The sequence below is a fragment of the Luteimonas sp. S4-F44 genome (assembly GCF_022637415.1).
Classification (GTDB): Bacteria; Pseudomonadota; Gammaproteobacteria; order Xanthomonadales; family Xanthomonadaceae; genus Luteimonas.
On the sequence record NZ_CP093340.1, the window covers coordinates 3,119,064 to 3,145,386 of the forward strand.

Here is a 26,323-nt window from a genome sequence, read left to right on the forward strand (position 1 = left end):
GCGCGGTTACAGCAGCACCCGGCGCATGTCGCCGAGCAACTGCGCCAGCGTCGCAGTGAAGCGCGCCGCCGCGGCACCGTCGATGACCCGGTGGTCGTAGGACAGCGACAGCGGCAGGATCAGGCGCGGCTGGAACTGCTTACCGTCCCAGACCGGCTTGATCGCCGACTTCGACACGCCCAGGATCGCCACTTCCGGCGCGTTGACGATCGGCGTGAAGCTGGTGCCGCCGATACCGCCCAGCGAGCTGATCGAAAAACACCCGCCCTGCATGTCCGCCGGGCCGAGCTTGCCGTCGCGCGCCTTCTTGGCCAGCGCCGACATTTCCTGGGAGATCTCCAGCACGCCCTTCTTGTCGGCGTCGCGGATCACCGGCACGACCAGGCCGTTGGGCGTGTCGGCGGCGAATCCGATGTGGAAGTACTTCTTGAGCGTCAGCGTTTCACCGGCCGCGTCCAGCGAGCTGTTGAAGCGCGGGTACTGCTTGAGCACCGCGACCGACGCCTTAATCAGGAACGCGAGCATGGTCAGCTTGATGCCGGCCTTCTCATTCTCCTTGTTGAGCTGCACGCGCAGCGCCTCCAGATCGGTGATATCGGCATCGTCGTGCTGCGTGACGTGCGGGATCATCGCCCAGTTGCGCGCGAGGTTGGCGGCCGAGATCTTCTGGATGCGGCCCAGCTCCTGGACCTCGATCTCGCCGAACTTGGCGAAGTCGACCTTCGGCCACGGCAGCAGGTTCAGGCCGCCGCCGGCCGCGGCCGGTGCACCGGCCTTCGTGGCGCCGCCACCCGCCAGCACGCCCTTGACGAACTGCTGCACGTCCTCGCGCGTGATGCGCCCGGCGCGCGCGGTCCCGCGCACCTGGGCCAGATCGACGCCGAGCTCGCGTGCGAACAGGCGCACCGCGGGGCTGGCGTAGGGCACGTTGCCCGGCAGGATCGCCTCGGCATCGAAACGGACCGGCGGCTGGCCGCTGCCGGCCGGCCGGTGGTCCATCGAGGCCTGCGCGATCGGATCGGCCTTGGCCTGCGGCGCGACCGGCTCGACGGCACTGTCGTCCTTGGACTTGGCCGGCGCGGCGGCCGGCGCCTTGGCGTCGGCCGATGCATCGCCACCGCCCTCGGCCTCGATGATCGCGACCACGCTGCCTTCCGACAGGGTGTCGCCGACCTTGACCTTCAGTTCCTTGATCACGCCGGCCACCGCGGCCGGCACTTCCATCGTCGCCTTGTCCGATTCCAACGTGACCAGGCCCTGGTCCTTGGCCACGGTATCGCCGACCGCCACCAGCACCTCGATCACCGGCACGTCGTCGTAGCCACCGATGTCGGGCACCTTCGATTCCTGCGTGCCAGCGCCGCCGGGCTGCGCCTTGGGCGCCTCGGTCTTGGCAGCGGGCGCGGCCTTCTCGGCCGCCGGCTTGTCGCCCCCACCCGACGCGCTGCGCGCGTCGACCTCCCCCGCTTGTGGGGGAGGTGCATCGGCGGCGGCATCCTGGGCCTCGATGAGCGCGACCACGCTGCCTTCCGACAGGCTGTCGCCGACCTTGACCTTCAGTTCCCGGACCACGCCGGCCACCGTCGAGGGCACTTCCATCGTGGCCTTGTCCGATTCCAGCGTGACCAGGCCCTGGTCGACCGACACCGTATCGCCGACGGCGACCAGCACCTCGATCACCGGGACATCGTCATACCCGCCAATGTCGGGAACGCGCGCTTCTTTCAGGTCGGCCATGCGGCCCTCCGGGCATCTCGTGACCCACTATTGTGGCGCCCCGCAGGTCCCGCGCCAACTGCTGTGATGCCGCATCTCGCGCCTGCACCGATCGCGGAACGTTGCGTCGCGCCCATGGCGTTCGTCTGCGGTACAGGCGCGATGTTGGCCGACGCTCCCATACGAACCCGCATGGCAGCGGGCCCGCCGATGAACGCGCTGCGCAGATTTCCGAAGGCCACGTGAAGCGTTGCGAACGCTTCAGACAGCGCAAATCGCGGATTCAGGTTCCCTGCGCCAGCATAGTCGCGCCTTCCCGAAGAGGAGGGTCGCGACAGGACTTCAGGTTCCGGCCGCGAGAATCCCGCCGGCGCGTCTGCGCTCCCGGCGCCAAAGCAACAAGCATAAGGAGAACTCCCCCATGAAGCCGAACGCGTCCATCCTCAACAAGCGCAGCCTGATCCTCGCCACCCTGGCCTCGCTCGCAGTCTCGTCCGCGGCCTTTGCCCAGGACACCGACACCGCGGCCGGCAAGCGTTTCTCGGTCGTCGGCGGCGTCACGCTGCTGCAGCCGAACAACGACACCGGCCGCAACAACGGACTCAAGGTCGATGGCGGCCCGGCGCCGACCGCTTCGGTGTCGTACAACTTCACCGACAACATCAGCGCCGAGCTGTGGGGCGCGCTCGATTCATTCGATCACCGCGTCAAGCAGGACGGCGTCAAGATCGGCAATGTCGATCAGCAGCCCATCGCGCTGAGCGGCCAGTACCACTTCGGTGATGTCGACAACACCTTCCGCCCGTTCGTCGGTCTGGGCTATCACCAGTCCAACATCAGCAACGAAGACCTGGGCGGCGGCGGCGACCACGTCAGCCTGACCACGCCCAAGGGCGCGATCGGCACGGTCGGCGTCGACATGAACATCAACTCCACCTGGTTTGCCCGTGCCGATGCGCGTTACCTGCGCAGCCGTGCGGACGTCAAGCAGGCCGGTCAGACGGTGCAGCGCGATCTCAAGCTCGACCCGTGGACCGTGGGTGTCGGTATCGGCGCACGCTTCTGATCCTCTCTCTCCCAGAGACGTGCCCAGCGGCCCCGCCTTGTGCGGGGCCGTTTTTTTGCGCCTAAATCGGGGTCAGAGTGCAATTTCGCGTCGCGAAATTGCACTCTGACCCCGGTTCTACCCAGTCCCCGCCGAACGCCGCAAGCCTCAGAGCCAACGCCCCAGGCGCCATTGCAGCAGCACCGCGTAGGCGGCGTGGTAGCCGAGCACCAGGCCGGCGACCGCGAACAGCCCGGCCGGTTCGCCGAGCGGCCCCCACGACGCCAGAACCTCGACGTTGCCGCGCCAGCGCTCCCAGGCCTGCCAGATGCCTGCGATCACCCGCGCAACCACCACCAGCGTCAATGCCAGCACCAGCCAGCGGTTGGGTGTGTACCAGACCGCCCCGGGCCGGTGCTCGACCCGCGTCAGCGCCCAGCCCAGGCCACCGGTCGCCAACCCGGCGAACAGCCCCAGCCCCGCATAGACGAACGCATGCGCGACGAACAGGTTGGTCACGCCCATCACGCCGAGAAACAGCAACGCCGAGGCCGGCAGCAGCCAGGCATTGAGCCGGGTCAACCAGCGCGGCGGGCGCCGGCGCGAAGTTCCGACGCGATAGCGGTTCCACAGCGCCAGCGGCCACAGCAGCAGCATTGCCGCGCACAGCGCCAGCACGAACACGATCAACAGGACGATGGGCATGGCGGCAGTGTGCGGCACGCAGCGTGGCGGCGGCGTCGGCGGCTCCGATCGGCCGCCCTCAGGGTGGCGGCGTCGCGTCCGGGTGACGCACCGGCGGGTCGGCCACCACCCGCTCGCGGCGGAACATGTACAAACCGCTGGCGACAATGATCGCCGCGCCCAGCCAGGTCGGCGCGTCGGGCAGCACGCCCCAGAGCGTGAGATCGAGCACGATCACCCACAGCAGCGCGGTGTACTCCAGCGGCGCGACCTGACTGGCCTCGCCCAGGCGGAAGGCATGGGTCATCGCGACCTGGCCCAGCGCGCCCGCGCTGCCGATCAGCGCCAGCACGCCCAGGTGCTCGGTCTGCAGCGGCCGCCAGTCACGCCAGGCCAGCAGCCCGGCGAAGACCGCCATCAGTACCAGGAACCAGAACACCAGCGACTCGGGGCTGTCGCGCTGGGCCAGGATGCGCACGGTGATCGAGGCGACCGAGTAGCACAGCGCACCGAGCACCACCGCCAGGCCGGCCAGCGTGGCGACACCCTCACCAGTCGGGCGCAGCACCACCAGCACGCCGACGATGCCCACCGCGATCGCCGTCCAGCGACGCGGGCCCACCCGTTCGCCGAGCAGCGGCACCGCCAGCGCGGTGACCAGCAGCGGCGATACGAACACGATCGCGTACGCCGTCGACAGCGGCATGCGCGCCAGTCCGTACACGAAGCCGGCGATCATGCCCACGCCGAGCACGCCGCGCAGCAGGTGCAGCGGCCAATGGATCCGCCACAGCGTACCGCCGCGGCCGCGCAACACGATCCACGCCGCGATCAGCGGCAGCGTGGTCAGGCTGCGGAATGTGGCGACCTGGAACGCCGAGTAATCCTCGGCGATCCACTTCATGCCCGCGTCCATGCCCGCGAACGCGAGCACCGCCAGCAGCATCCACCACACAGCGGCGCGGGCATCGGTCGGCGGAGCGGCACGGGACATGGTCGCGAAGGATGAACAGGGGGCGTCCATCCTCGCACGGAAGCACGCGCCGGGCATCCGGCGCGCACGAGTCTTCAGCGCCGCAGCGTCTCGATGTCGATGACGAAGCGGTAGCGCACATCGCCCTTGCGCATACGCGCGTAGGCGGTCTCGATGTCGGCGATGCCGATGCGCTCGATGTCGGACACGATGCCGTGCTCGGCGCAGAACTCGAGCATCTCCTGGGTCTGCCGGATACCGCCGATCAGCGAGCCGACCAGGCGCCGGCGCTGCATGATCAATGCGCCGGCCGCGACCGGGGCCGGCACCTCGGGAATGCCGACCAGAATCATCGTGCCGTCGACGCGCAGCAGCGACAGATACGCGTTGTAGTCGTGCTCGGCCGACACGCTGTCGACGATGTAGTCAAACGACTTGGCCAGCGCCTTGAACGTGGCCTTGTCGCGCGTGGCCGCGAACGCATGCGCACCGAGCGCCAGTGCGTCGGCGCGCTTGGATTCCGAACTGCTCAGCACCGTCACCCGCGCGCCCATCGCGACCGCGAACTTGACCGCCATATGCCCCAACCCACCCAGGCCGACGACTGCAACGTCGTCACCCGGGGCGACGCCGAAATGGCGCAGAGGCGAGTAGGTGGTGATACCCGCGCACAGCAGCGGCGCGGCAGCATCGAGCGGCAGTCCGTCGGGAATACGCAGCACATAGGCCGCATCGACCGTGATCCGCGTCGAATAGCCGCCATAGGTCGGCCCGCTGCCATCACGCGCCATCGCGTTGTAGGTGGAGGTCATGCCCTCATCGCAGAACTGCTCTTCTCCGGCGCGGCACTGCGGGCAGGTCCGGCACGAGTCGACGAAGCAGCCGACACCGACCGCGTCGCCGACCGAGAACGCGGTCACCGCGCTGCCGACCTGGGCGATGCGGCCGACGATCTCGTGGCCGGGCACCATCGGAAAGATCGACCCGCCCCACTCGTCACGCACCTGGTGCAGGTCGGAGTGGCAGACACCGCAATAGAGGATGTCGATCAGCACCTCGGAGGGGCCGGGCGGGCGGCGCTGGATGGTGGTGGGCGCGAGCGGCGCGGTGGCGTCCGCGGCGGCGTAGGCAGGGGTCTCGAACATGACGGCGGTCTGCGACAGCGGGGGAGGCCACTATTGTCGCGCGTCAGACGCGGAGCGGAGGCGGCGAGCGCGCGATGCAACGTTCCAAGCCGGCTGCGTTACCCTGCGGGCCGTTCCCCATTGCCAGGTGCCCCACATGCCGTCCTTCGACGTCGTCTCCGAAGTCGACACCCACGAACTGACCAACGCGGTCGACCAGGCCAACCGCGAACTGACCACCCGCTTCGACTTCAAGGGCGTGGCGGCATCGTTCGAGCGTGAGGACGCGGTGATCACCCAGTCGGCCCCGAGCGAGTTCCAGCTCCAGCAGATGACCGAGATCCTGCGCCAGCGCCTGGCGGCGCGGAAGATCGACGTCCGCTGCCTGGAGTTCGGCGACATCGACACCAACCTCGCCGGCGCCCGACAGAAGGTCACCGTCAAGCAAGGCATCGAACGCGATCTGGCCAAGAAGATCCAGACCACGCTCAAGGCCGCCAAGCTCAAGGTCGACAGCCAGATCAACGGCGACAAGCTGCGCGTGACCGGCAAGAAGCGCGACGACCTGCAGGCGGCGATCGCGCTGCTGCGCGGTACCGAGTTCGAGCTGCCGCTGCAGTTCGACAACTTCCGCGACTGAGCGCCGCGCCCTAGAAGTAGCGCAGCCACGCCCAGTCCCGGTGCCGCGCCTTGAGCGCGGCAAACCAGCGCACCGCCGGATACAGCGCCAGCGCCAGGGCCGCCGCGGCCGGCAGCAACCACGCCGGGGCGCCGAACCCGAAGAATGCGCCCTGGTTGTGGCCCCACACCGCGACCGCAGCCAGGTACAGCAGCTTCAGCACGTACAGGTGCAGCAGGTAGAAGAACATCGGCGCCGCGCCGTAGGTCGCCACCGGCGCCAGCCGCAGGGCCCACGCCGGCCGCTCGAACAACCGCAGCAGCAACAGGCCCACGCCCAGGGTCAGGCACAGGAACAGCAGCGAAGGCGGGTATTTGGTGACGTTGACCAGACTCATCGCCGTGCGCAGTCCGTCCTCGCCGAGGCGCCAGGGCGCATCGCCATAGCCGTTGACCAGCCGCAGCACGGCGAACGCCGCCAGCGCGCCCACACCCCACGCCAGCAGCCGCCGCTGGCGGCGCATCGCACCGAAGCCGGCCGCGAACCAGGGGCCGGCGGCGTACCCGAGCGCGATCACGCCGATCCACGGCAGCACCGGGTACGAGGTCCGCACCCGCAGGCCCTCGATCGGTTCAAGCCAGGCGCGCTGGTGCAGCACCGCCCACACCCCGGACCAGGCACTGTCCACGCGCACGCTGTCGAGCAGGTTGTGCGCGGCCACTACGACCAGCCCGAGTGTGACCAGCGCCGGGCGCGGCAGCCACAGCAGCGCAGAGAGCGCGAGCATCGACAGACCGATCGCCCAGATCACCTGCAGGTACAGCGTCTGTGGCGGGAACTCGAACGTCCAGGCGAAGTTGACCAGGGTCACTTCCAGCAGCACCAGGAACAGGCCGCGTTGGAACAGAAACGCCGCGGTCGCCGCACGCGGTGCCGGCTGGCGCTGGCCATAGAGCCAGGCCGACAGCCCGGTCAGGAACACGAACACCGGCGCGCACAGATGCGCGAGCAGGCGGAAGCCGAACAGCAACGGCGAGACCTGGTCGATGTCGACCGGATCGCCCATCTGCGCGTGCAGGAAGAAGGTCTCACGCACATGGTCGAGCAACATCAACAGCATGACCAAGCCGCGCAGCAGATCGATCTGGACCAGACGCGGTTGAGGCGATGGGACGGAGACGGCCATGACGAATCGGGACAGCTGGAAAAGTTATTTTATAACATATCGATTGCGGCGTGCCGGCTGGTCTAGACTGCGCGCCCGTCCGCGCCGCCGATTCCGTGACCGCACAGCTTCCCGACGACCCGCTGATCGCCACCCGCCGCTGGCTCGAGCGCGCGGTGATCGGACTGAACCTGTGCCCGTTCGCCAAGGCCGTCTACGTCAAAGATCAGGTGCGGCTGGTGCTGTGCGAGGCGACCACGCCCGAGGCCCTGCTCGAACGCCTGGGCGAGGAACTGCTCCACCTGCGCGACACCCCGGCGCAGACCACCGACACCACATTGCTGGTGCACCCGCACGTGCTGCAGGAGTTCCTCGATTACAACGATTTCCTAGACGCGGCCGATGCCCTCGTCGAGTCGCTCGACCTCGACGGCGTGCTGCAGGTGGCCAGCTTCCATCCCGATTACCGCTTCGCCGGCGTACCCGACGACGACATCAGCCACTGCACCAACCGCTCGCCCTACCCCACCTTGCATCTGCTGCGCGAGGACAGCGTCGAGCGCGCGGTAGCGATCTATCCCGACCCCGACGCGATCATCGAGCGCAACATCGCCACACTCGAACGGCTCGGGCCCGACGGCTGGGACGCCTTGCGCCGCCCCTGAGCGTCAGCCGTGCTCGATCACCCGGCCGATGCCACTGGCATCGATCTCCCGGGTCGCGGCCGCGAGCGCATCGCCATCGCAACCGGCCATCAGCCCGATGCGGAAATGCAGCTCGCCGCCGGGCGTGCGCGAGGAATGGATCGAGCCCAGGTTCACGCCGTGTCGTTCGAACACGTGCAACAGCGCGCGCAGCGAACCCGGCCGGTCCAGCGGCAGGTGCACGCTGACGAACCGGTCACCGGCAAGATCGGCCAGCAGATAACCGACACGCTCGAAGGCGTAGTTGCCCTGCTCGAGCGCCGCCGCGCCCAGCGCCTGGCGTTGCGTATCGAGCAAGGCGCGGAACTGCGCGCGTGCGGCATCGTCGCCGCGTGCCACCAGGGCATGCAGTTGCGCCGTGCGCGCGGCCAAGTCGGCGAGCACGCCGACCACGTGTGGATTGTCGAACTGGATGTCCTCGTAGATCGCGGGGTTCATCGACAGGATCCGCGCGATCATCGCCGCATCGAGCTCGAACGAGGCCGAACGAAACGGCAGCAGGTCCGCCAATCCGCCGCCGTCTGGCGCCCGGTCGAGCAGCACGCCGGCCTGGGCCAGATGCCCGGCGTGCACCAGCGCCTGCACCAAGGCCATGATCCGGTCGTGGCGCTCGGCCTCGGCATGTACCACCTGGCCCTCGAGCGCTACGAGCAGGCGCGCGACCCACGGTCGCCAGCGCGCCAGGCGCGCCTCGCAGACCACGAGCACGCGGCCCCGCAGCGTCGGTGACTTGGGCGGCGCGGTCATCGGGTGCAGGCCGACGACCTCGGCCTGCGCACACAGCATCGCCGCGACCGGGGCCTGTTTGAGCGAGGTCACATCGAGCCACAGCCGCCCGTGCTCGCGCCCGGCCGAGCGCGCGGTCCAGTCGGCGACGACCGCCGCGGTCGCGCGGATCGGCGCGGCGAACACCAGCACGTCCGCCGCCGCGAGCAATGTCTCGGGCGCATCGCTGGCCGGGTCCGCCGGGTCGTGGCCGAGCACTTGCAGCCCCATGCGCGAGGCGAAGAACCCGCGCAGCCAGCGGCCGTAGGCGCCGGCGCTACCGACGATGCCCACGACCGGCGACTCGGGCAGCGGCGCGTCAGAAAAGGGGGAGTCAACGGTCATACCGCCATTCTCGCCGCTCGACGGCGGACATGCCGGCACTTCCCTAACTTATAAATACATGCTTATATGTCGACACTTACCGCCGCCCTCCTCCGCCGATGTCGCACGCCCACGACCATTCCGCACACAAGGCGCACGCCCATGCGCATGACCACGATCACGCGCATGCCCCTTCGGTCTCGGCTGCGAACGAACGCGCGGTCCTGACCGGCTTCGCATTGACCGCCAGTTTCATGGTGGTCGAGATGGTCGGCGGGGTCCTGTCCGGCTCACTGGCGCTGATCGCCGACGCCGGGCACATGCTCACCGACGCTGCGGCGCTGCTACTCGCCTGGCTGGGCTTCCGCATCGGCCGCCGAGCCTCGGATGCCCGGCGCACCTTCGGCTACATGCGTATCGAAGTGCTGGCCGGCCTGATCAATGCGATCACGTTGTTCGCGCTTGTGCTGTGGATCGCCTGGGAAGCAGTGCAGCGCCTGCGGCAGCCAGGCGAGGTGCTCGCCGGGCCGATGCTGGCGGTCGCGGTCGTCGGCCTGCTGGTCAACTGCCTCGTGTTCTGGATCCTGCATCGCGGCGACCAGTCGCACGTCAACATCAAGGGCGCGACGCTGCACGTGCTCGGGGATCTGCTCGGTTCGGTCGCCGCGATCGTCGCCGCGCTGGTGATCCACTTCACCGGCTGGATGCCGATCGATCCGATCCTTTCGATGCTGGTCTGTCTGCTGATCCTGCGCAGTGCCTGGGCGCTGCTGCGCGGCGCCTTCGACATTCTGATGGAAGCCACCCCGCCGGACATCGACATCGACGCGCTGCGCGCGCATCTGCGCGAGCAGGTGCCGGGCGTGGCTGGCGTCGACCACGTGCATGTGTGGTCGATCACCTCGGGCCGGGTGCTGGCGACACTCGAGCTCGCCCTCGACGAGGACGCACCGGCGTCACGCGTGGTGCCGGCGGTCAAGCGCGCGCTGGCCGACCGGTTCTCGATCGGCCACACGACCGTCGAGGTCGTGCACGCCCCGCACCGTGCCTGCGCGCTGGAGTCCGGCAATCGCGCATCGCCCGACAACGCGCACGAGCACGCGCATCCGCACGCACACGACCACGCCGACGCCCCCGATCGCATCCCGGACGCAGCGAAGCCAGGAGGCCCGAATTGAGCGCATCTGCGCCTGCGGTCGAGGCGGCCCCCGATCCAGAGCACGTCGAGATCCTCGCCGGCACCTTCCGCCTGCTCGGCGACCCGACCCGGCTGCGGGTGTTGCTAACCTGTCTCGACGGCCCGGTGCCGGTCGGTGAGATCGCCCGCCGCACCGGTGCCTCGCAGCCGCTCGTCAGCCACCACTTGCGCCTGCTGCGCGGCGCGCGACTGGTGCGCGGCGAACGGCGCCAACGTCAGGTGTTCTACGCGACCGCCGATGCGCACGTGCGCGACATGCTGGTCGATATGCTCGCCCACGCCGACGAGCCGGAGGACGAGGTGCCGCGAGGCTAGCGCACGCGGGGGCGGGCAGGCTCAGACCCGTGCGTGCGCGGCCTCGATCAGTTGCCGGACATCGTCGAGCGAATCGACGATCCGGTGGCCGAGTGCCCGCACCGTCTCGTCGGGCAGCAGCAGGTCGGGCACCTGGATCGTGGTCATGCCGGCCGCGAGCGCGGCGCGCACGCCGGTCGGCGAATCCTCCAACGCCAGGCACCGTGCCGGCGACACGCCCAGCCGCTCGGCCGCGAGCAGGTAGACATCCGGCGCCGGCTTGGGATGGGCGACATCGCTGCTGGTGCACACCGCATCGAAGTACCGCAGCAGACCGGCGGCGGCGAGCTTGCGCTGCGCCAGCGGCGCCCGTGTGGAGGTCGCGACCGCGCGCGGGATGCCGCACTCGGTGAGCAGGTCCAGCAGCGCGACGATGCCCGGACGATGCGCGATCCCGGCTTCGGCACGCGCCAGATACAAGGCCTGGCTGCGACCAAACAGCGCATCCGCAGCGGGCTCGCCGATGCGCTCGACCAGGCGTGCGCGACAGATGCTGTCGCTGTGGCCGATCATCGCGTGCCAGTAATCGGGCTCGATGTCCTGCGCCTGCTCGGCGGCCGCCAGACGCATGCAATCGAGGATTTCGCGCTCGCTTTCGAGCATCAGGCCGTCCATGTCGAACACCACCCCGGCAGGCAGCGACGGCAGGGCGAACGCGTGCGCAGACGGTGGAACGACAGGGGAGATGGAGGGCGTGGACACGCGTTCGATTCTACCCCGCATCGATTCGACGGCCCATTCAGCGTACCCGTGCGTACGGGCAATGCCGTACGCATTCCGCAATAATCGCCGTCCGCCCCACTTCCCCGGTCCACGCGTCGATGAAGGATTCTTTCAGCTACGAACAACTGATCGCCTCGGGCGAGGGCCGGCTGTTCGCGCCGGGCAGCGGCCGCCTGCCGCTGCCGCCGATGCTGATGTTCGACCGCATCCCCCACATCGACGACGACGGCGGTGCGCACGGGCTGGGCCAGATCCACGCCGAGCTCGACGTGCGCCCGGACCTGTGGTTCTTCCAGTGCCACTTCCAGGGCGATCCGGTGATGCCCGGCTGCCTGGGCCTGGATGCGATGTGGCAACTGGTCGGCTTCTACCTGACATGGCAGCAACTGCCCGGTCGCGGCCGTGCGCTGGGCGTGGGCGAGGTCAAGTTCACCGGCGAGGTCGGCCCCGACGCCAAGCTGGTGCGCTACGAGATCGACATCAAGCGCGTGATCAAGCGGCGCCTGATTCTGGGCATCGGCGATGCGCGCATGCTCGTCGACGGACGCGAGATCTACACCGCCAGCGACCTGCGCGTGGGGCTGTTCATGCGTGACGAGGCCGCATGAGCCTGAATCCGACCGCCCGCCGCGTCGTGATCACCGGCGCGGGCATCGTCTCGTGCATCGGCAACGATCTCGACACCGTCGCCGCCTCGCTGCGCGAAGGCCGCTCGGGCATCACCTTCGACGCCGGCCATGCCGAAAAAGGCCTGCGCAGCCAGGTCTCGGGCATGCCCGATGTCGACCTCGACGCGCTGATCGACCGCAAGCTGCGCCGCTTCATGGGCGATGCCGCCGGCTACGCCTATCTGGCGCTGCGCGATGCGATCGCACAATCGGGCCTCGCCGACGACGCGATCTCCGGCCCGCGCACCGGCCTGATCATGGGCTCGGGCGGCGGCTCGCCGGAGAATCTGATCGGCTCGGCCGACGTGCTGCGCGACAAAGGCGTGCGCCGGATCGGCCCGTACCAGGTCACCCGCACGATGAACTCCACGGTCTCGGCGTGCCTGGCCACTGCGTTCGGCATCAAGGGCCTCAACTACTCGATCTCGTCGGCCTGCGCGACCTCGGCGCACTGCATCGGCGTGGCCGCGCAGCAGATCCAGGCCGGCCTGCAGGATGTGGTCTTTGCCGGCGGCGGCGAGGAAGCGCACTGGGGCATGGCGATGCTGTTCGACGGCATGGGCGCATTGTCGAGCCGCTACAACGACACGCCGATGCGCGCCTCGCGGCCGTACGACGCCGATCGCGACGGGTTCGTGATCGCCGGCGGCGGTGGCGCGCTGGTGCTCGAGAGCCTGGAGCACGCGCAGGCGCGCGGCGCGACGATCCTCGGCGAACTGGTCGGCTTCGGCGCCAGCTCCGACGGCGTCGACATGGTTGCGCCCTCCGGCGACGGCGCGATCGCCTGCATGCGCATGGCGATCGACGGCCTCGACGGCGCCATCGACTACGTCAACACACACGGCACTTCGACGCCGGTCGGCGACGTCAGCGAACTGCGTGCGATGCGCACGGTATTCGGCGAGTCGATGCCGCCGTTCTCGTCGACCAAGTCGCTGACCGGCCACTCGCTCGGCGCGACCAGCGTGCACGAAGCGATCTTCTGCCTGCTGATGCTCGAACGCGGCTTCATCGCCGGCTCGATCAACGTCGACACCCTCGATCCCGAAGCCGAAGGCTTGCCGCTGGTCCGCGAAAGCCGCCCCGCCCAACTGCGCACCGTACTGTCGAACAGCTTCGGCTTCGGCGGCACCAACGCCAGCCTCGCCCTGCGCCGCTGGGACGCCTGACAGAACCGGGGTCAGAGTCGAATTTCCAACAGGACGTCCCACGCCTGTTAGCTTTCGGGGAAATTCGACTCTGACCCCGGTTTCGGTCAGCCGAAGAGGGTGGTCAGGTCGGTCGCGTCGAGGGGGCGCCACTGTCCTTCGGGGAGGTCGCCGAGTGACAGGCCGCCGATGCGGCTGCGGTGGAGCGCGACGACGTGGTTGCCGATGGCCGCGAACATGCGTCGGACCTGGTGGTAGCGGCCTTCGACGATCGTCAGCCGCGCATGCGTGGGGTCGACGACCTCGAGTGCGGCGGGCAGCAGCGGCGTGGTCTCGGACTCGAGCACGAGCGTGCCGCTGGCGAACAGCGCGGCCTCGTCGCCGCGCAGCGGCTGCGCCAGCGTCGCCTCGTAGACCTTGGGCAGTGCGGCCTTCGGCGAGATGATCCGGTGCAGCAGTTGGCCGTCGTCGGTGAACAGCAACAGGCCGCTGGTCTCGCGGTCCAGGCGCCCGACCGTCGACAGCACGGGCGCGCGCAGCCGGAAGCGCGGCGGCAGCAAGTCGTAGACCAGCCGGCCGGTGTCCTTGGTCGAGCAGGTGTAGCCGGTGGGCTTGTGCAGCAGCAGCGTCAGGCCTTGCGGCGGATCGAGCGGTTCACCATCGACGCGAATGGCCGCATGCGCCACGCGGTCGTCGGCATAGAGCACCTCGCCGTCGGCATCGGTGATGCGCCCCTCGCGGAACATCCACGCCACCTGCTTGCGGCTGCCGTAGCCGAGGTTGGCGAGCAGCTTGACCAGTTTCATCGCGCCTGCTCCGCGTGCACGATCTTGAAGCCGCCTTGCGCGGCGACCTCGCGCACCAGCCCGAAGCGTGCGGCGAGCACGTCCTCGTAGGGCAGGTGCCGGTTGGCCACCAGCCACAGGCTGCCGCCCGGTGCCAGCGCGTCGGCGGCCGCGGCGATGAACGCACGTCCCAGCTCGGGCCGCTCCTCGCGCCCGTGGGCGTGGAACGGCGGATTGCTGACGATGAAGTCGTAGCGTCGCGGCAGGCCCGCGGTGACGTCGCGCCACTGGAAGTCCAACACCACATCGTCGCGCAGACCGGTCAGATTGCGCCGGGCCAGGGTCAGCGCGCGGCCCTCGGCCTCGATCACGTCGAGCGCGCGCACGCCCGGGCAGCGCTGCAGCACCTCGGCCGCCAGAAAGCCGTAGCCCGCGCCGAGGTCGGCGCCGTGCCCGGCCAGCGTCGTGGGCAGGTGTGCGGCCAGCAGCGCCGACGCCGGGTCGATCCGGTCCCAGGCGAACACGCCGGGACGGCTGACGAACCGGCCACCGAGGATCGGGCGCGGCGCGTCCAGCGCCGCCCAACGCGCGCGCAATGCCTCGTCGCCGCGCGCATCGCACTGCGCCCAGAACACCCGGCACTTGTGCTTGGACAGCGCGCCGATGTTGCCGGCGAGCGCGGCCAGATCGGCCTGCGCGGACTTCGCCCCTTCGTCATTGGCGACGCTGGCCACGACCCAGCCGCCGGGCGCGACCGCCGCCAGCGCGCGTGCCAGCAACGCCCGCGCCTCGTCGCGCTGGCGCGGTGGCAGCGCCAACACCAGCGGCCGTTCCGGCAGCGCCGGGTCCTCGCCGTCGTCGGTCTGCGGCAGCGTCTCCAGGCCCGCGCGCTGCAGCGCGGTGTGCAACGGCGCCAGAGTCTGCTCGCACAGCAGGCCAGGCCACCGGCCGCCGGTCGTCGCCACGCCTGGGCGCGCACGCAGGAACAGCGCGCCGGCCGGCGGCCACGGCAGCAACCGCTGCTCGAACGGGAGGAACAGCGCATCGAGCGCGGAGTCGGCCATCGCGAGGGGTCCTGAGAAACAGCCGGCGATTCTACCGGGACCGCTCGACCGCGACCGCCGCCGCCTGCAGGCGCCGATGCGCGCGTCGCAACGTGGACGGCGCCATCGCGATGCCAACGCGACGTTGATGCATCGCGAACATCCGCGTCGGCACGATGGCCGGGCCTTTCCCAGCCCCAGGAGATCGCGATGCCCATCCGTGCACTGTTCGTCGGCGGCGTCATCGACAACAACGAACTCGACCTCGACGGCACGGAACCGCCGAAGCACTACCCCCCCGAAACCGGCAGCGGTCAATCGCGTTACCGCCTGCATCTGGTCGGCCGCAAGAAGGACCGCGTCGCGTACGCCGTCTACGGCGCGCCCGAGCTGCCCGGCGAGGAGGTGCTTCGGGTCAGCACGGAACGCGAATACGCCCGCCGCTTCGACGCGGCAGAAGATGTGATCGAGTGACCATCGGGCCGGGCAGCGCGCACGCGTTGCCCGGCCGTCTCAGTCCTGCAGTTCGCGCAGCGTCACCGAGGGCGGCGCGTCGAGTACGCGGCGGGTCGCCCACAGGCCGGCGACCAGCGTCACGCCGACGCCGATGCCGCCGCCGGCCGCGGCCAGTGCCCAGTTCGGCCTCCACGGCAGATCGAACACCTGCACCGAGACGACGCCAGCCAGCACCGATGCGGCCAGGGCGGCGACCACGCCCGACAGCAGGCCGATCGCTGCGAACTCCGAGGCCTGCGCCAGCCGCAACTGCGCGCGCCGGCCGCCGAGCACGCGCATCACCCCGCCTTCGAGCAGGCGTTCGTCCTGGCTCGCGCTGACCGCCGCCAGCAGCACCAGCACACCGGCGGCGAGCGAGAACCAGAACACCACCTGCACCACGGTGGAGACCTGATCGGCGGTGCTGCGCACCTGGGTCAGAACCGCATCGATGTCGACGACCGACAGGTTCGGGAAGCGCTGCACCAGATCGGCGGTGAAGCGCGGCCGCTCCGGCGGCACGCGCACCGCGGTGATGTGGCTGGCCGGGTAGCCGTCGAGCGCACCCGGCGAGGCAACGACGAAGAAGTTCGGCCGGAAACTCTCCCATTCGATGCTGCGCAGACTGGTGATCGGCGCCTCGAAGCGCTGGCCGGCGATATCGAACGCGATGCGGTCGCCGATCTGCCAGCCCAGATCCTTGGCGAAACCTTCCTCGACCGACAATTCCGGCGACGCCGGCACCGTGTCGCCCCAGTACGTGCCGGCGGTGATTCGATTGTCGTCTCGCAGCGCGCCCTGCATCGACAGGTTGAACTCGCGCTCGGCGCGGCGCTGGGCCTGGCGGTCCTGGGCCTCGTCGCCGCTGCGCCCCAGATAATCGTCGCCGCGCACCGGTTCGCCATTGCGCGCGATCAGGCGCGCGCGCACCATCGGGAACAGCACCGGCGGCTCGACCGCCTGCTCGGCAATGAAGCCACGCACGGCGTCGAGCTGGTCGGGCTGCACATTGATGATGAAGCGGTTCGGGGCATCCTGGCCGATCGACAGCTGCCAGCGATCGAGCAGGTCGGTGCGCACGAAGGTCAACAGCAACAGCGCCATCAGGCCCAGGCCGAGTGCGCTGATCTGCGCGACGCTGGTGCCCGCGCGCCGGCTCACATTGGCCAGGCCGTAGCGCAGGCTGCCGCGCAGCCTTGAGCGCAGCGCACGCACTAGCGCGATCAGCCCCCAGGCGAGCAACGCCAGCACGGCGAACGTGGCCGCGATGCCGGCCAGCATCGCGCCACCGAGCGCCGCCGAGCCGGCCTTCCACCACAGCAGTGCGGCCAGCCCACCGAAGCCGGCCAGCCCGACCAGCCAGGCGCTGGGCTCGAAACCGCCGAGGTCGCGGCGCAGCACGCGCAGCGCCGGCACCCGCCGCAGCGCCAGCACCGGCGGCGCGCCGAAAGCCAGCAACACGACCAGGCCGACGCCGTAACCTTGCAGCGCGGGCAGGACACCAGCGGCCGGGATCGACAGGCCGAGCAGCGACTCGAGCCAGCGGCCGACGCCCCATTGCAGACCGAACGCAATCGCAACACCCACGGTGCAGGCGACCAGTCCGAGCAGCAGCAGCTCGCCGACGTGGATACCAACCAGCGTGCGCTGCTGCGCGCCCATACAGCGCATCACCGCCACCGACGACAGGTGCCGGGCCGAATGCTGGCGCGCGGCCATCGCCACCGCGACCGCCGCCAAAATCACCGACACCAGTGCCGCCAGCCCGAGAAAGCGGCCGGCACGATCAAGCGAGGAGCGCACTTCGGGACGCGCATCACCGATCGTTTCCACGCGCTGGCCTCGGCCCAGTTGCGCACGCGCCAGGCGGGTGAAACCGTCGACCGCGTTGGTGTCGCCGGCGACGACCAGCCGATAGCCGATGCGGCTGCCCGGCTGGATCAGCCCGGTCCCCGCGAGATCGGACAGGTGCAGGAACACCTTCGGCGCGACGTTGAAGTAATCGATCGACGCATCGGGCTCCTGCAGCACCAGCGCGGCGAGGCGGAAGCTGCGTTCGCCCAGGTGCACGGTGTCGCCGACCGCCGCGCCGAGCGTGTCCGCCCCGGCCCGGCTCATCCACGCGGTGCCCGGCTCGGGCACCGTCTGCGCGTCGCGCTCGACGCCATCGCCGCGGTCGATCCGGAAGCTGCCGCGCAGCGGAAAGCCGTCGCCCAGCGCGCGCACGTCGCCCAGGCGCAGATTGGCCGCATCGCCCTCGCCGACGCGGATCATGCTGTCGAGTTCGACCGTCTCGACCGCGCGCAGGCCCGGCGCATCGGCGGCTGCGCGGAGCGCACCGTCGATCGGCGCATCGCCGCGCACCACCGCGTCGCCGCCGAGCAAGCGGTTGGCCTCGATCGCCAGGGCGCGCTCGGCGCGGTCGGTGACGAAACCGACCGCGGTCACCGCGACGACCGCGAGCACCAAGGCGGCGAACAGGATGCGGATGTCGCCGGCCTTGAAGTCGCGGCGCAGCTGCCGCCAGGCGAGCCCCGCGATCCTCATGCGGGCAGCGCCTCGTCGGCGACGAGCCGGCCGCTGTCGATGCGCAGGCGCCGCGCGCAGCGCGCGGCCAGACGGTCGTCATGGGTGACCAGCACCAGCGTGGTACCGGCATCGGCGTTGAGCGCGAACAGCAGATCGACGATTGCCTGGCCGGTCGCGGTATCCAGGTTGCCGGTCGGCTCGTCGGCGAACAGCAGCGACGGCCGGGTCACGAACGCGCGCGCCAGCGCCACGCGCTGCTGCTCGCCGCCCGAGAGCTGGCGCGGATAGTGGCCCAGGCGCTCGCCCAGGCCGACGCGTTGCAGCACCTCGCGCGCCGGAAACTCGACATCGCGATCGCCACGCAGCTCCAACGGCAGCATCACGTTCTCCAGCGCGGTCAGCGACGGCAGCAGTTGGAAACTCTGGAACACGAAGCCGACCTTCTCGCCGCGCACGCGCGCCCGGCCGTCCTCATCGAGCGTGGAGATCGGCGCGCCGTCGAGCAGCACGCGGCCCGCGCTCGGCGTGTCGAGTCCGGCCAACAGCGACAGCAGCGTGCTCTTGCCCGAACCCGAGGCCCCCACGATCGCCACCGTGTCGCCGTGCCCGATGCGGAAGCCGACGTCCTGCAGGATCGTCAGGTCACCGGACGGCAACGCCACGCGCTTGCCCAGCCCATCGACATCGAGCGCACAGTGCGTCGCGCGCACGGCTTCATCTTGCAGGGAGGAACCGTCGTGCATAGATATCCTTCACTGTTCGCGCCAGCCGGGCGCGCCGTCGCGACGCGGCACCGCCGACCAACCGGAGACATGGGAGATGACACTGGGAACTGCGGCCACGCGCCGCCTGATGCAAGCGCGCGTGGCGCGCTGGATGCTGGCGTGTCTGCTGGCCCTGCCTGTTCTAGCACAGGCCCAGGCCGCCACGGCGCGCCCTGCCGCCGAACCACAGACCAAGACGCTCCTGGTCATGGGTGATTCACTGTCGGCGGGCTACGGCATGTCCGCAGCGCAAGGCTGGGTCGGCCTGCTCGCACAACGGCTGCAGCGCGAGGCGCCGGACTGGCGGGTGGTCAATGCGAGCATCTCGGGCGAGACCACCGCCGGCGGCGCATCGCGGATCGTGCAGGCGGTCGTGCGCGAACGCCCACAGGTGGTGATCATCGCGCTGGGTGCCAACGACGGGCTGCGCGGGCTGCCGCTGGCCGAGGCCCGCCGCAACCTGGCCCGGACGATCGGCGCCTCGCAGCACGTCGGCGCGCGCGTGCTGCTGGTGGGCATGCGCATGCCGCCCAACCTCGGCCCGGACTACACGCGCGGCTTCGAAGCCAACTACCGGCTGCTCGCCGACACGTTCGATGTCGCGCTGCTGCCGTTCCTGCTCGAACCGGTCGCCAACGACCGCGCCAACTTCCAGGACGACAACATGCATCCCACCGCCGAGGCACAGCCGAAGATCCTCGAGCACGTCTGGCCTGCGCTGCGTCCGCTGCTCGGGCCCTAGTCAGGGCCGTTCGAGCAGCGGATACGGATTGACCGGCGCGCCGGTCCACCACTGGCGTTCGGCGGTCAGCCGGAACACCGCGAAATGCAGATGCGGGGCGGCGGGATCGGCGTTGCCGGTGCTGCCGACCCGGCCGATGACATCGCCGCGCCGCACATGCACGCCCTCGGCGATACCGGGCGCATAGGCCTGCAAGTGGGCGTAGTAATACGACCAGGTCCCGGTGGGCTCGAACTGGTAGATCGTCAGGCCGCCGCGCTCGCTGGTGAACAGCTTTTCGATGGTGCCGTCGGCTGCCGCCAGCACCGGCGTGCCGGCAGGCGCCATGATGTCGAGCGCCTCATGCCGGCGCTCACTGCCGCGCGCATCGTCGAAGGTGTCGCGCACGTCGGCGAGCGCGATGCCCTGCACCGGCAGCAGTAACTGCGGTGCCATGCCCGCGTCTGCGCCTGGGGCGGGCACCGGCGTCGCTTCGGGCGCCGCCACGGGCGCGGTGCTCGGCACGGACGCGGCAGGCGCCGATGCAGCGCTCGCTGCAAAGGTGTCGGCCGGTCCCGGCTCTGAAGCCGGCGACGACGGCGCGGCCTCGACGGCCACGGGCGACGCGGCGTCGTGCGTAGATCCGCCGCGCCACAGGAACACCGCCGCGTTCGCCAGCGCGAGCACCGCCGCAAGCGCGATCCACAGGCCGGCACGGGTCATGGCCTATTCCTCCAGCAGTACGACGGTGCCCGGCCCGACGACACCGGCAACCCGGCGCGCGCTCCAGTTGGTCATCCGGATGCAGCCGTGCGACTGGGTCTTGCCGATGTGCGCCGGCTCCGGCGTGCCATGGATGCCGTAATGCGGCTTGGACAGGTCGATCCAGACCGTGCCGACCGGGTTGTTGGGCCCCGGCGGCAACGTGGCCTTGGCATGTCCCCGGTCGGCATCCCAGAACAGGTCCGGGTTGTAGTGGAACGTGGGGTCCTCGGCCACGCCCTCGACCTTCCACTCGCCGATCGGCAGCGGATCGTGCGCGCTGCCAGTGGACGCCGGGAACTGCGCATAGACCTTGCCGGCGCCATCGACCAGCCGCACCACCGAATCGGACTTGCTGACCACCACCCGCTCCGGCTTCGCCAACGTGGGGGCGTCGGCCGTGTTCGGGACCACGATGCGCGCGCCGGCCTCGAAGCGGGCACCGGGGTTGAGCCGGCGCAGCAGCGCAGGCGCGGCATGGAAGCGCTCGCCCAGTGCTTCGGCGAGGCTCTCGAAGCCCAGCGCCTGACGCTTGGCCTTCTCCATCATGTCCTCGGGCAACGCGACGAAGGGACCGGCGACCTCGTCGGCGGTCAGCGTGTGCGCCGTCAATGCCGGCACGGCATCGGTGGTCAGCAGCTGCCAGGTGCGCGCATCCAGCGTGCCGCTCGCCTCCAGGCCGTGGAAGCGCTGGAAAGCGGCGATCGCGCGCGTGGTGTTGGTCCCGCCCTGCGCATCGATCTCGCCCGGCGAGAACTGCGCGCGGTCGAGCAGCACCTGTGCGCGCAGCATCGCCGCATCGCCGCCGTCGGCCGTCGCCGCATTGACCGACTCGGGCGTCAGCGCGACCTCGGCATCCGCCTGCGGTTGATCCTGGGCGATCGCCGGCGCGCAGCTCAGCAGCAGCACCAGGCAGGCGATCATCCAGCGGACGGGACGGGGTCGGGATTGCGTCATCGGGGCGCTCCTGCAACGGGGATGCCGGCATGGTTCCGTGTCCGCTGCGCCGGCCATGTGAAGCCTGGGCCGCGCGTTCAGCGGGCCGGACAGTGCAGCAAGGTCGAGCCCTGTCGCCAGCCGGGATCGTCGGCATAGGCGAACAGCACCTGGCCGTCCTTGAGGTCATCGATCACCGCGCGCGCCACCGCGGTGCGAACGGCGGGACAGCCCCAACTGCGCCCCAGCCGTCCCTGCCGCCGAGCCTGATCGGGATCGACGTAGTCGGCCCCGTGCATGACGATCAGCCGCTCGCGGGCGCGGCCATTGATGCCCGGCTCCAATCCATCCAGGCGCAGCGAGTAACCGTTCTGGCCGGTGTAGGTCTCGGCCGTCGCAAACAGCCCCAGGCTGGATTGGTAGCTGCCCTCGATATCGGAGAAGACCGTCGGCCGGTTGTCGCCGCTGCCGCGTCCATGCGCGACGTGCTCGGCGTGCAACAGGCGCGCCTGCGCGAGATCGAACACCCACAGGCGGACCTCCGTCGACGGCCGCGAGTAGTCGATCACCGCCAGCCGGCGGCCGACATCGCGTGTCCGCGCAGCGCACGCACGCGCTGCCAGCGCGAGCGACAGCACCTCGCGATCGAGCGCGGGCGCGGCGGCCGCCAGCCGGTCGAGCGCATCGTCGGCGCGCGGCGCCATCGCCGGCAGCAGCGCGCCAGGCAGGAGGCAGACGATCCACGCCAGATGGCGAAGGCGTTTGGCAGACATGCGAAGAGCCTACGAGGTCCGCCCGACGCGTGTGTGATCGCGCGCCCAGTCGTGCGGCCGCGCCCAGGCGGGCCTAACGGCGCCGCGCCACCGCGATGGCGACGCCGCCCCGGCACACACCGCTGAACAGGCGCGTCGACTTGATTGCCGGTTAAGCCCGTCCGGCGCAAGATCCTCGCATCCCACACGCCATCGAACGGGCGCCACGCGCCCGCGGGAGATCCGGACATGAACCGCCGTTCCCTGCCCCTGCTGCTTGCCGCCGCGCTGACCGCGATCGCCGCGCCGGTGCTTGCGCGCAGCGACGTGACCGACCCCGAAATCCCGAGGTCGCTGCCTGGAGACAGCCCGGTGTCGGTGCAATGGGCCGACCCGGACGCGTTCTCCGACATCCGCCAGAGCGGCAACCGCTGGGAGGCGCGCCGCGGCAACTGGGTCGTGCAGATCGCCGAGCACATCCGCCGGCGCGCCGAGCGCGAGTTGCCGCCCGGCAGCACGCTCGAGGTCACGATCAACGACATCCGCCGCGCCGGCATGTACGAGCCCTGGCGTGGCCCGCAACTCGACCATGTCCGCATCGTCAAGGACCATTACCCGCCGCGGATCGATCTGGACTTCGTGCTGCGCGACGCGTCCGGCACGATCGTCGCAGAAGGGCCACGCGAACTGCGCGACATGGGCTTCCTGCAGCGTGCCGGCAGCACCATGAGCAGCGACGCCCTGCGCTACGAGAAGCAGCTCATCGACGACTGGCTGCGGCGCGAACTGCGCCCCGCGCTCGTCCAGCGCTGAGCGCAGTCACCGCCCCCTGGCGCACCGGGCGGGTCGAAGTCCCCAACAACAAAAGGCCGCGCAGATGCGCGGCCTTCTGCATGACAGCCCTGCGAAGCGCTAGCGCACCACATTGAGGAAGTGGATGTGGCGCTGGTACTGGTCAAGCACGTCGTGGATCAGCTCGTCACGACGCCAGCCCATCACGTCATAGTCCTGCCCGCCCTCGCGCAGATGCACCTCGGCGCGATAGTAGCGATCGGAGTCCTTCCTGCGCCGGCGCGGGTCGTCGAGCATGAAGCTCGGCGGCTCGTATGGGATCGGTCGCACGGAATAGTAGAAGTCCATCTCCTCGCCATGGCCGACCTGCAACCAGACCCGACCATCCTCGCCGCTGTCGACCTGCACCTCGAGATTCTGCTTGCGCAGTTCGGTGGCGACATCCTCGAACGCAGGCAGGACCTGCGACTGCAGGTAGGCCAGCACTTCCTTCTGCAACGGGTGATGGGCGAGCGCGCGCAAGCGTAGCTTCCAATCACCGCCACCGCCCAGGCCCGTCGGCGCCAGCCGCGCCTCGCGGGTGCTCACCTGCTTGACCACCTCCAGACGCATCGCGCGCACCATGCCCCAGCACATCAGGATCATGACCACGGTGAACGGCAGCGCGGACGCGATCGTTGCGGCCTGCAATGCGGCCAGGCCGCCGGCGAGCAGCAGCGCGATCGCCACCGCGCCCTCGGCCAGCGCCCAGAAGATGCGCTGCCACACTGGCGATTCCTCCTCGCCCTTGGTCGTGAGCATGTCGATGACCAGCGAGCCGGAGTCCGACGAGGTCACAAAGAAGATCACCACCAGCGCGGTCGCCAGACCGGACGTGATCGTCGAGAACGGTAGATTCTCCAGGAACTGGAAAATCGCCACCGAGCTGTCGGCGGCCACCGCATCCACCAGTTGGGTCACGCCGTCGAACATGACCATGTGCAAGGCCGTGTTGCCGTAGATCGTCATCCACAGAAACGTGAAGCCCAGCGGGACCAGCAGCACGCCGACGACGAACTCGCGGATCGTGCGGCCGCGTGAAATGCGCGCGATGAACATGCCCACGAACGGCGACCAGGCGATCCACCAGCCCCAGTAGAACAGCGTCCAGCCGCCCAGCCAACTGGTCGGCTCATAGGCATAGAGGTTGAAGGTCATCGAGAACAGGTTCGACACGTACATGCCGGTGTTCTGCACGAAGGTCTGCATCAGGTAGACCGTCGGCCCGGCGATCAGCACGAACGCCAGCAGCGCGACCGCCATGATCATGTTGAGCTCCGACAGCCGGCGCACGCCACGATCCAGGCCGCTGACCACCGACCCGGTCGCGATCAGCGTGATCACCGTGATCAGCACGATCTGCGTCGTCGTCCCCACTGCGATGTCGAACAGATAGTTCAGGCCGGCGTTGATCTGGATCACGCCCAGGCCCAGCGAGGTCGCCAGGCCGAAGATCGTACCCAGGACCGCGAAGGTGTCGACCGCGTGCCCGATCGGGCCGTGGATGCGCTCGCCGATGATCGGGTACAGCGACGAGCGGATTCGCAGCGGCAGCCCATGGCGATAGGCGAAGTAGGCCAGCGACAGCGCGACCACCGCGTAGATCGCCCAGGCGTGGATGCCCCAGTGGAAGAACGTGATGCGCATGGCCTGGCGTGCGGCGGCGATCGTCTGCGGATCGCCGGCCGGCGGCTCGGCGTAGTGCATGATCGGCTCGGCCACGCCGAAGAACATCAGGCCGATGCCCATGCCCGCCGCGAACAGCATTGCAAACCAGGTGACGTAGCTGTAGTCGGGCCGGCTGTGGTCGGGGCCGAGCTTGATCCGCCCGAAACTACTGACCGCGATACCGATGATGAATACCAGAAAGCCCGCCACCGCGAGCACAGTGAACCAGCCGGCGTCGTTGGCGACCCAGGTCTTGGCGTGGCCGAATGCGGTCTCGGTCGCCTCGGGCACGACGAACGAAAGCACCACCAGCGCCAGCACGATCAACGCCGACGGGTAGAACACCGGGCCGAGAATGCGCGAGTGCCAGCGTTCCGGTGGTGCGGCCGGCTCGGGAGCCGGATGCGCGGGAGAGTCGTTCATGGAGAGTCCTCATACGGGGCACGACGTCGGGCTGCAGCCTGTGCCAGGCGCCGCCGTGTCCAGGTGAAAGCGGTGGCAAGGCCGCCGCCGGAACGCGGGCCGGGACGCGCCCGGCCCTCGGTCAGAAGTAGAAGCCGATGTTGACGTTGAGCCGGGAATGCCAGCCGTCATTGGCCGGATCGCGCACGCCGATGCCCGGGCCGCCGGCGAACCACATATTCTTGCCGGCGATCCAGTCGACGTAGGTCAGCATCACGCCCTTGCCGAAGCTGCAGCCGGTGACGTTCTGGATCGAGTCGCGCAGGCCTGGATCGCCGCCCACCGGCAGCGTCGCGCTGGCATTGTTGTAGCAGGTGATGCTGTCGAACCAGCCCGTGCGCTGCACGTCCCAGGCGACGTTGAATGTCGGCACATCGGCTTGCGCGGCGATCTCGAACGGAAACATGAACGCCGACATCGCGATCCGCGACTCGGGGTTGTCGTAGCGGTAGCGTGCCCATTGCGCCTGCAGCGTCAACGGACCGCGCGTCCACTGCCCGTGCAGCGCCGCGCCGGTGTGATCATGCTTGCGACCGTCGAGACGATTCTCGATGCGGCCGGCGAATGCCGACGCACCATAGGCCGTGTCCCAACCCCCGCTCGTGCCGCTGTGCTCGTAGCGCACGATCACGCGTTCGCGCTCGCGATACGGCAGCTCCTCGGTCGTCGCGACATCGAAGGAGTAGCGATCGAAGTTGGCGCCGGTACCGTACTCGTCGCCAGAGAACACGCCCGCATGCCACTGGTGCGCACCGTGCTGGCGCTGCCAGACCACGCCCAGATCGTAATCGTCCTCGATGCCCAGGTAGTAGCCGGAGCCGAACCAGAAACTGTACGAGGCGGTCGGCAGCAGCCCGAATGGCACCTGCTGGACACCGGCGCGGATGTCGGACACCGGTCCGCCGTCGCGGCCGTCCTCCAGACGCCAGCCCGCATAGGCGTGATGCACGGCGTCGAAGCCGTCGTACCAGCGGTATTGCAGGGAGAAGAAGGCCGGGCCGGCATGGCCCTTGGCGTCGACCCGGACCAGCTCGGTCTGCAGGCCACTGGTCGGCCCGTAATCGAGCCATCCGTAGTTGAAGCGGACCGCGCCGCCGAGCTCGAAACTGCGTCCGGGGTCGGCACCGTCATCGGCCGATACGACAGGCATCGCGCCTGCCAGGACACCACATAACACCCATTTGGAACCACGCATCATCACAACAGGTCTGCCCTCCTCGAATCACTCGATCAATCGGCACGAATCAGCCAGTTTAACGATTCGCAGCGCCAAGCCCAAATCCGGCGAGTTGCGAACATGCGAAAAACCCAGGGAAAACCCGGGGTTTTCAGCCACGACACGATGTGCGAAACGCGCGCGCGCCG

Annotated in this window: 26 protein-coding genes; 10 read left to right on the forward strand and 16 right to left on the reverse strand. The window is 69.5% G+C overall.

Annotated features, from left to right (window positions below; genetic code table 11):
• Window positions 1-6: 6 nt before the first annotated feature.
• Complete coding sequence (aceF, locus tag MNO14_RS14080) at window positions 7-1,737, reverse strand: dihydrolipoyllysine-residue acetyltransferase (RefSeq protein WP_241944319.1); 1,731 nt, start codon at window positions 1,735-1,737, stop codon at window positions 7-9.
• Between the two features lie 400 nt (window positions 1,738-2,137).
• Between aceF and MNO14_RS14085 the strand changes: the two genes are divergently transcribed.
• Window positions 2,138-2,782, forward strand: a complete 645-nt coding sequence (locus MNO14_RS14085; protein ID WP_241944320.1) for an OmpW family outer membrane protein — start codon at window positions 2,138-2,140, stop codon at window positions 2,780-2,782.
• Window positions 2,783-2,929: 147 nt separating this feature from the next.
• Here the strand turns inward: MNO14_RS14085 and MNO14_RS14090 are convergent, their stop codons facing one another.
• The 3 genes from MNO14_RS14090 to MNO14_RS14100 all read right to left on the reverse strand — a co-directional run bounded on the left by MNO14_RS14090 (window position 2,930) and on the right by MNO14_RS14100 (window position 5,563).
• A complete protein-coding gene (locus MNO14_RS14090; protein WP_241944321.1) occupies window positions 2,930-3,466 on the reverse strand; it encodes a DUF1453 domain-containing protein in 537 nt (178 codons plus the stop codon).
• Between the two features lie 58 nt (window positions 3,467-3,524).
• On the reverse strand, window positions 3,525-4,439 hold the full coding sequence (locus MNO14_RS14095) for a DMT family transporter (protein WP_183427128.1): 915 nt from the start codon (window positions 4,437-4,439) through the stop codon (window positions 3,525-3,527).
• 74 nt (window positions 4,440-4,513) lie between these two features.
• Complete coding sequence (locus tag MNO14_RS14100) at window positions 4,514-5,563, reverse strand: NAD(P)-dependent alcohol dehydrogenase (protein ID WP_241944322.1); 1,050 nt, start codon at window positions 5,561-5,563, stop codon at window positions 4,514-4,516.
• 136 nt (window positions 5,564-5,699) lie between these two features.
• On the opposite strand from MNO14_RS14100, the gene MNO14_RS14105 reads away from it, so the two are divergent.
• On the forward strand, window positions 5,700-6,182 hold the full coding sequence (locus tag MNO14_RS14105; RefSeq protein WP_241944323.1) for a YajQ family cyclic di-GMP-binding protein: 483 nt from the start codon (window positions 5,700-5,702) through the stop codon (window positions 6,180-6,182).
• Between the two features lie 10 nt (window positions 6,183-6,192).
• Here MNO14_RS14105 and MNO14_RS14110 read toward each other — a convergent pair whose 3' ends face one another.
• A complete protein-coding gene (locus MNO14_RS14110) occupies window positions 6,193-7,347 on the reverse strand; it encodes a heparan-alpha-glucosaminide N-acetyltransferase domain-containing protein (RefSeq protein WP_241944324.1) in 1,155 nt (384 codons plus the stop codon).
• Window positions 7,348-7,442: 95 nt separating this feature from the next.
• Between MNO14_RS14110 and MNO14_RS14115 the strand changes: the two genes are divergently transcribed.
• On the forward strand, window positions 7,443-7,991 hold the full coding sequence (locus MNO14_RS14115) for a DUF1415 domain-containing protein (RefSeq protein WP_241944325.1): 549 nt from the start codon (window positions 7,443-7,445) through the stop codon (window positions 7,989-7,991).
• 3 nt (window positions 7,992-7,994) lie between these two features.
• On the opposite strand, the gene MNO14_RS14120 is transcribed toward MNO14_RS14115, so the two are convergent.
• Window positions 7,995-9,140, reverse strand: a complete 1,146-nt coding sequence (locus tag MNO14_RS14120; RefSeq protein WP_241944326.1) for a prephenate dehydrogenase — start codon at window positions 9,138-9,140, stop codon at window positions 7,995-7,997.
• Between the two features lie 98 nt (window positions 9,141-9,238).
• On the opposite strand from MNO14_RS14120, the gene MNO14_RS14125 reads away from it, so the two are divergent.
• Together MNO14_RS14125 and MNO14_RS14130 are read left to right on the forward strand one after the other, a co-directional pair.
• Complete coding sequence (locus MNO14_RS14125; RefSeq protein ID WP_241944327.1) at window positions 9,239-10,297, forward strand: cation diffusion facilitator family transporter; 1,059 nt, start codon at window positions 9,239-9,241, stop codon at window positions 10,295-10,297.
• Window positions 10,294-10,632, forward strand: coding sequence for a metalloregulator ArsR/SmtB family transcription factor (locus MNO14_RS14130; protein WP_241944328.1), 339 nt, complete (start codon window positions 10,294-10,296; stop codon window positions 10,630-10,632). The genes MNO14_RS14125 and MNO14_RS14130 overlap by 4 nt, the downstream gene beginning before the upstream one ends.
• 21 nt (window positions 10,633-10,653) lie before the next feature.
• Here MNO14_RS14130 and MNO14_RS14135 read toward each other — a convergent pair whose 3' ends face one another.
• Complete coding sequence (locus MNO14_RS14135) at window positions 10,654-11,286, reverse strand: HAD family phosphatase (protein WP_241946352.1); 633 nt, start codon at window positions 11,284-11,286, stop codon at window positions 10,654-10,656.
• Between the two features lie 206 nt (window positions 11,287-11,492).
• Here MNO14_RS14135 and fabA point away from each other — a divergent pair, with 206 nt between their 5' ends.
• Window positions 11,493-12,002: a 3-hydroxyacyl-[acyl-carrier-protein] dehydratase FabA gene (gene fabA / locus MNO14_RS14140; RefSeq protein WP_241944329.1), complete on the forward strand. Its 510-nt coding sequence runs from the start codon at window positions 11,493-11,495 to the stop codon at window positions 12,000-12,002.
• Window positions 11,999-13,231 carry a beta-ketoacyl-ACP synthase I gene (fabB, locus tag MNO14_RS14145; RefSeq protein WP_241944330.1) on the forward strand — a complete coding sequence of 411 codons (1,233 nt, stop codon included), beginning with the start codon at window positions 11,999-12,001 and terminating at the stop codon, window positions 13,229-13,231. The genes fabA and fabB overlap by 4 nt, the downstream gene beginning before the upstream one ends.
• 86 nt (window positions 13,232-13,317) lie before the next feature.
• Here the strand turns inward: fabB and MNO14_RS14150 are convergent, their stop codons facing one another.
• Window positions 13,318-14,016 carry a pseudouridine synthase gene (locus MNO14_RS14150; protein ID WP_241944331.1) on the reverse strand — a complete coding sequence of 233 codons (699 nt, stop codon included), beginning with the start codon at window positions 14,014-14,016 and terminating at the stop codon, window positions 13,318-13,320.
• Window positions 14,013-15,059 (reverse strand): methyltransferase, encoded by a 1,047-nt coding sequence (locus MNO14_RS14155; RefSeq protein WP_241944332.1) that lies wholly within the window; start codon window positions 15,057-15,059, stop codon window positions 14,013-14,015. The genes MNO14_RS14150 and MNO14_RS14155 overlap by 4 nt, the downstream gene beginning before the upstream one ends.
• 195 nt (window positions 15,060-15,254) lie before the next feature.
• Between MNO14_RS14155 and MNO14_RS14160 the strand changes: the two genes are divergently transcribed.
• The gene (locus MNO14_RS14160; RefSeq protein WP_241946353.1) at window positions 15,255-15,512 is read left to right on the forward strand and encodes a hypothetical protein; all 258 of its coding nucleotides are present in this window, start codon (window positions 15,255-15,257) and stop codon (window positions 15,510-15,512) included.
• Window positions 15,513-15,551: 39 nt separating this feature from the next.
• Here the strand turns inward: MNO14_RS14160 and MNO14_RS14165 are convergent, their stop codons facing one another.
• Together MNO14_RS14165 and MNO14_RS14170 are read right to left on the reverse strand one after the other, a co-directional pair.
• On the reverse strand, window positions 15,552-18,080 hold the full coding sequence (locus MNO14_RS14165; protein ID WP_241944333.1) for an FtsX-like permease family protein: 2,529 nt from the start codon (window positions 18,078-18,080) through the stop codon (window positions 15,552-15,554).
• Window positions 18,077-18,736 (reverse strand): ABC transporter ATP-binding protein, encoded by a 660-nt coding sequence (locus MNO14_RS14170; RefSeq protein ID WP_305879413.1) that lies wholly within the window; start codon window positions 18,734-18,736, stop codon window positions 18,077-18,079. The genes MNO14_RS14165 and MNO14_RS14170 overlap by 4 nt, the downstream gene beginning before the upstream one ends.
• A 145-nt stretch (window positions 18,737-18,881) precedes the next feature.
• Between MNO14_RS14170 and MNO14_RS14175 the strand changes: the two genes are divergently transcribed.
• Entirely contained in the window at window positions 18,882-19,568 is a 687-nt protein-coding gene (locus tag MNO14_RS14175) for an arylesterase (protein WP_241944335.1), read from the forward strand.
• On the opposite strand, the gene MNO14_RS14180 is transcribed toward MNO14_RS14175, so the two are convergent.
• From MNO14_RS14180 to MNO14_RS14190, 3 genes are all read right to left on the reverse strand, one after another.
• Window positions 19,569-20,270, reverse strand: coding sequence for a M23 family metallopeptidase (locus MNO14_RS14180; RefSeq protein WP_241944336.1), 702 nt, complete (start codon window positions 20,268-20,270; stop codon window positions 19,569-19,571).
• Between the two features lie 3 nt (window positions 20,271-20,273).
• The gene (locus MNO14_RS14185; protein WP_241944337.1) at window positions 20,274-21,266 is read right to left on the reverse strand and encodes a L,D-transpeptidase; all 993 of its coding nucleotides are present in this window, start codon (window positions 21,264-21,266) and stop codon (window positions 20,274-20,276) included.
• Window positions 21,267-21,343: 77 nt separating this feature from the next.
• On the reverse strand, window positions 21,344-21,949 hold the full coding sequence (locus tag MNO14_RS14190) for a murein L,D-transpeptidase catalytic domain family protein (RefSeq protein ID WP_241946354.1): 606 nt from the start codon (window positions 21,947-21,949) through the stop codon (window positions 21,344-21,346).
• A gap of 297 nt (window positions 21,950-22,246) precedes the next feature.
• On the opposite strand from MNO14_RS14190, the gene MNO14_RS14195 reads away from it, so the two are divergent.
• Entirely contained in the window at window positions 22,247-22,810 is a 564-nt protein-coding gene (locus MNO14_RS14195) for a DUF3016 domain-containing protein (protein WP_241944338.1), read from the forward strand.
• A 99-nt stretch (window positions 22,811-22,909) separates the two neighbouring features.
• On the opposite strand, the gene betT is transcribed toward MNO14_RS14195, so the two are convergent.
• A complete protein-coding gene (gene betT / locus MNO14_RS14200; protein ID WP_241944339.1) occupies window positions 22,910-24,919 on the reverse strand; it encodes a choline BCCT transporter BetT in 2,010 nt (669 codons plus the stop codon).
• A gap of 121 nt (window positions 24,920-25,040) precedes the next feature.
• Complete coding sequence (locus MNO14_RS14205) at window positions 25,041-26,108, reverse strand: hypothetical protein (RefSeq protein WP_241944340.1); 1,068 nt, start codon at window positions 26,106-26,108, stop codon at window positions 25,041-25,043.
• Window positions 26,109-26,323: the final 215 nt, after the last annotated feature.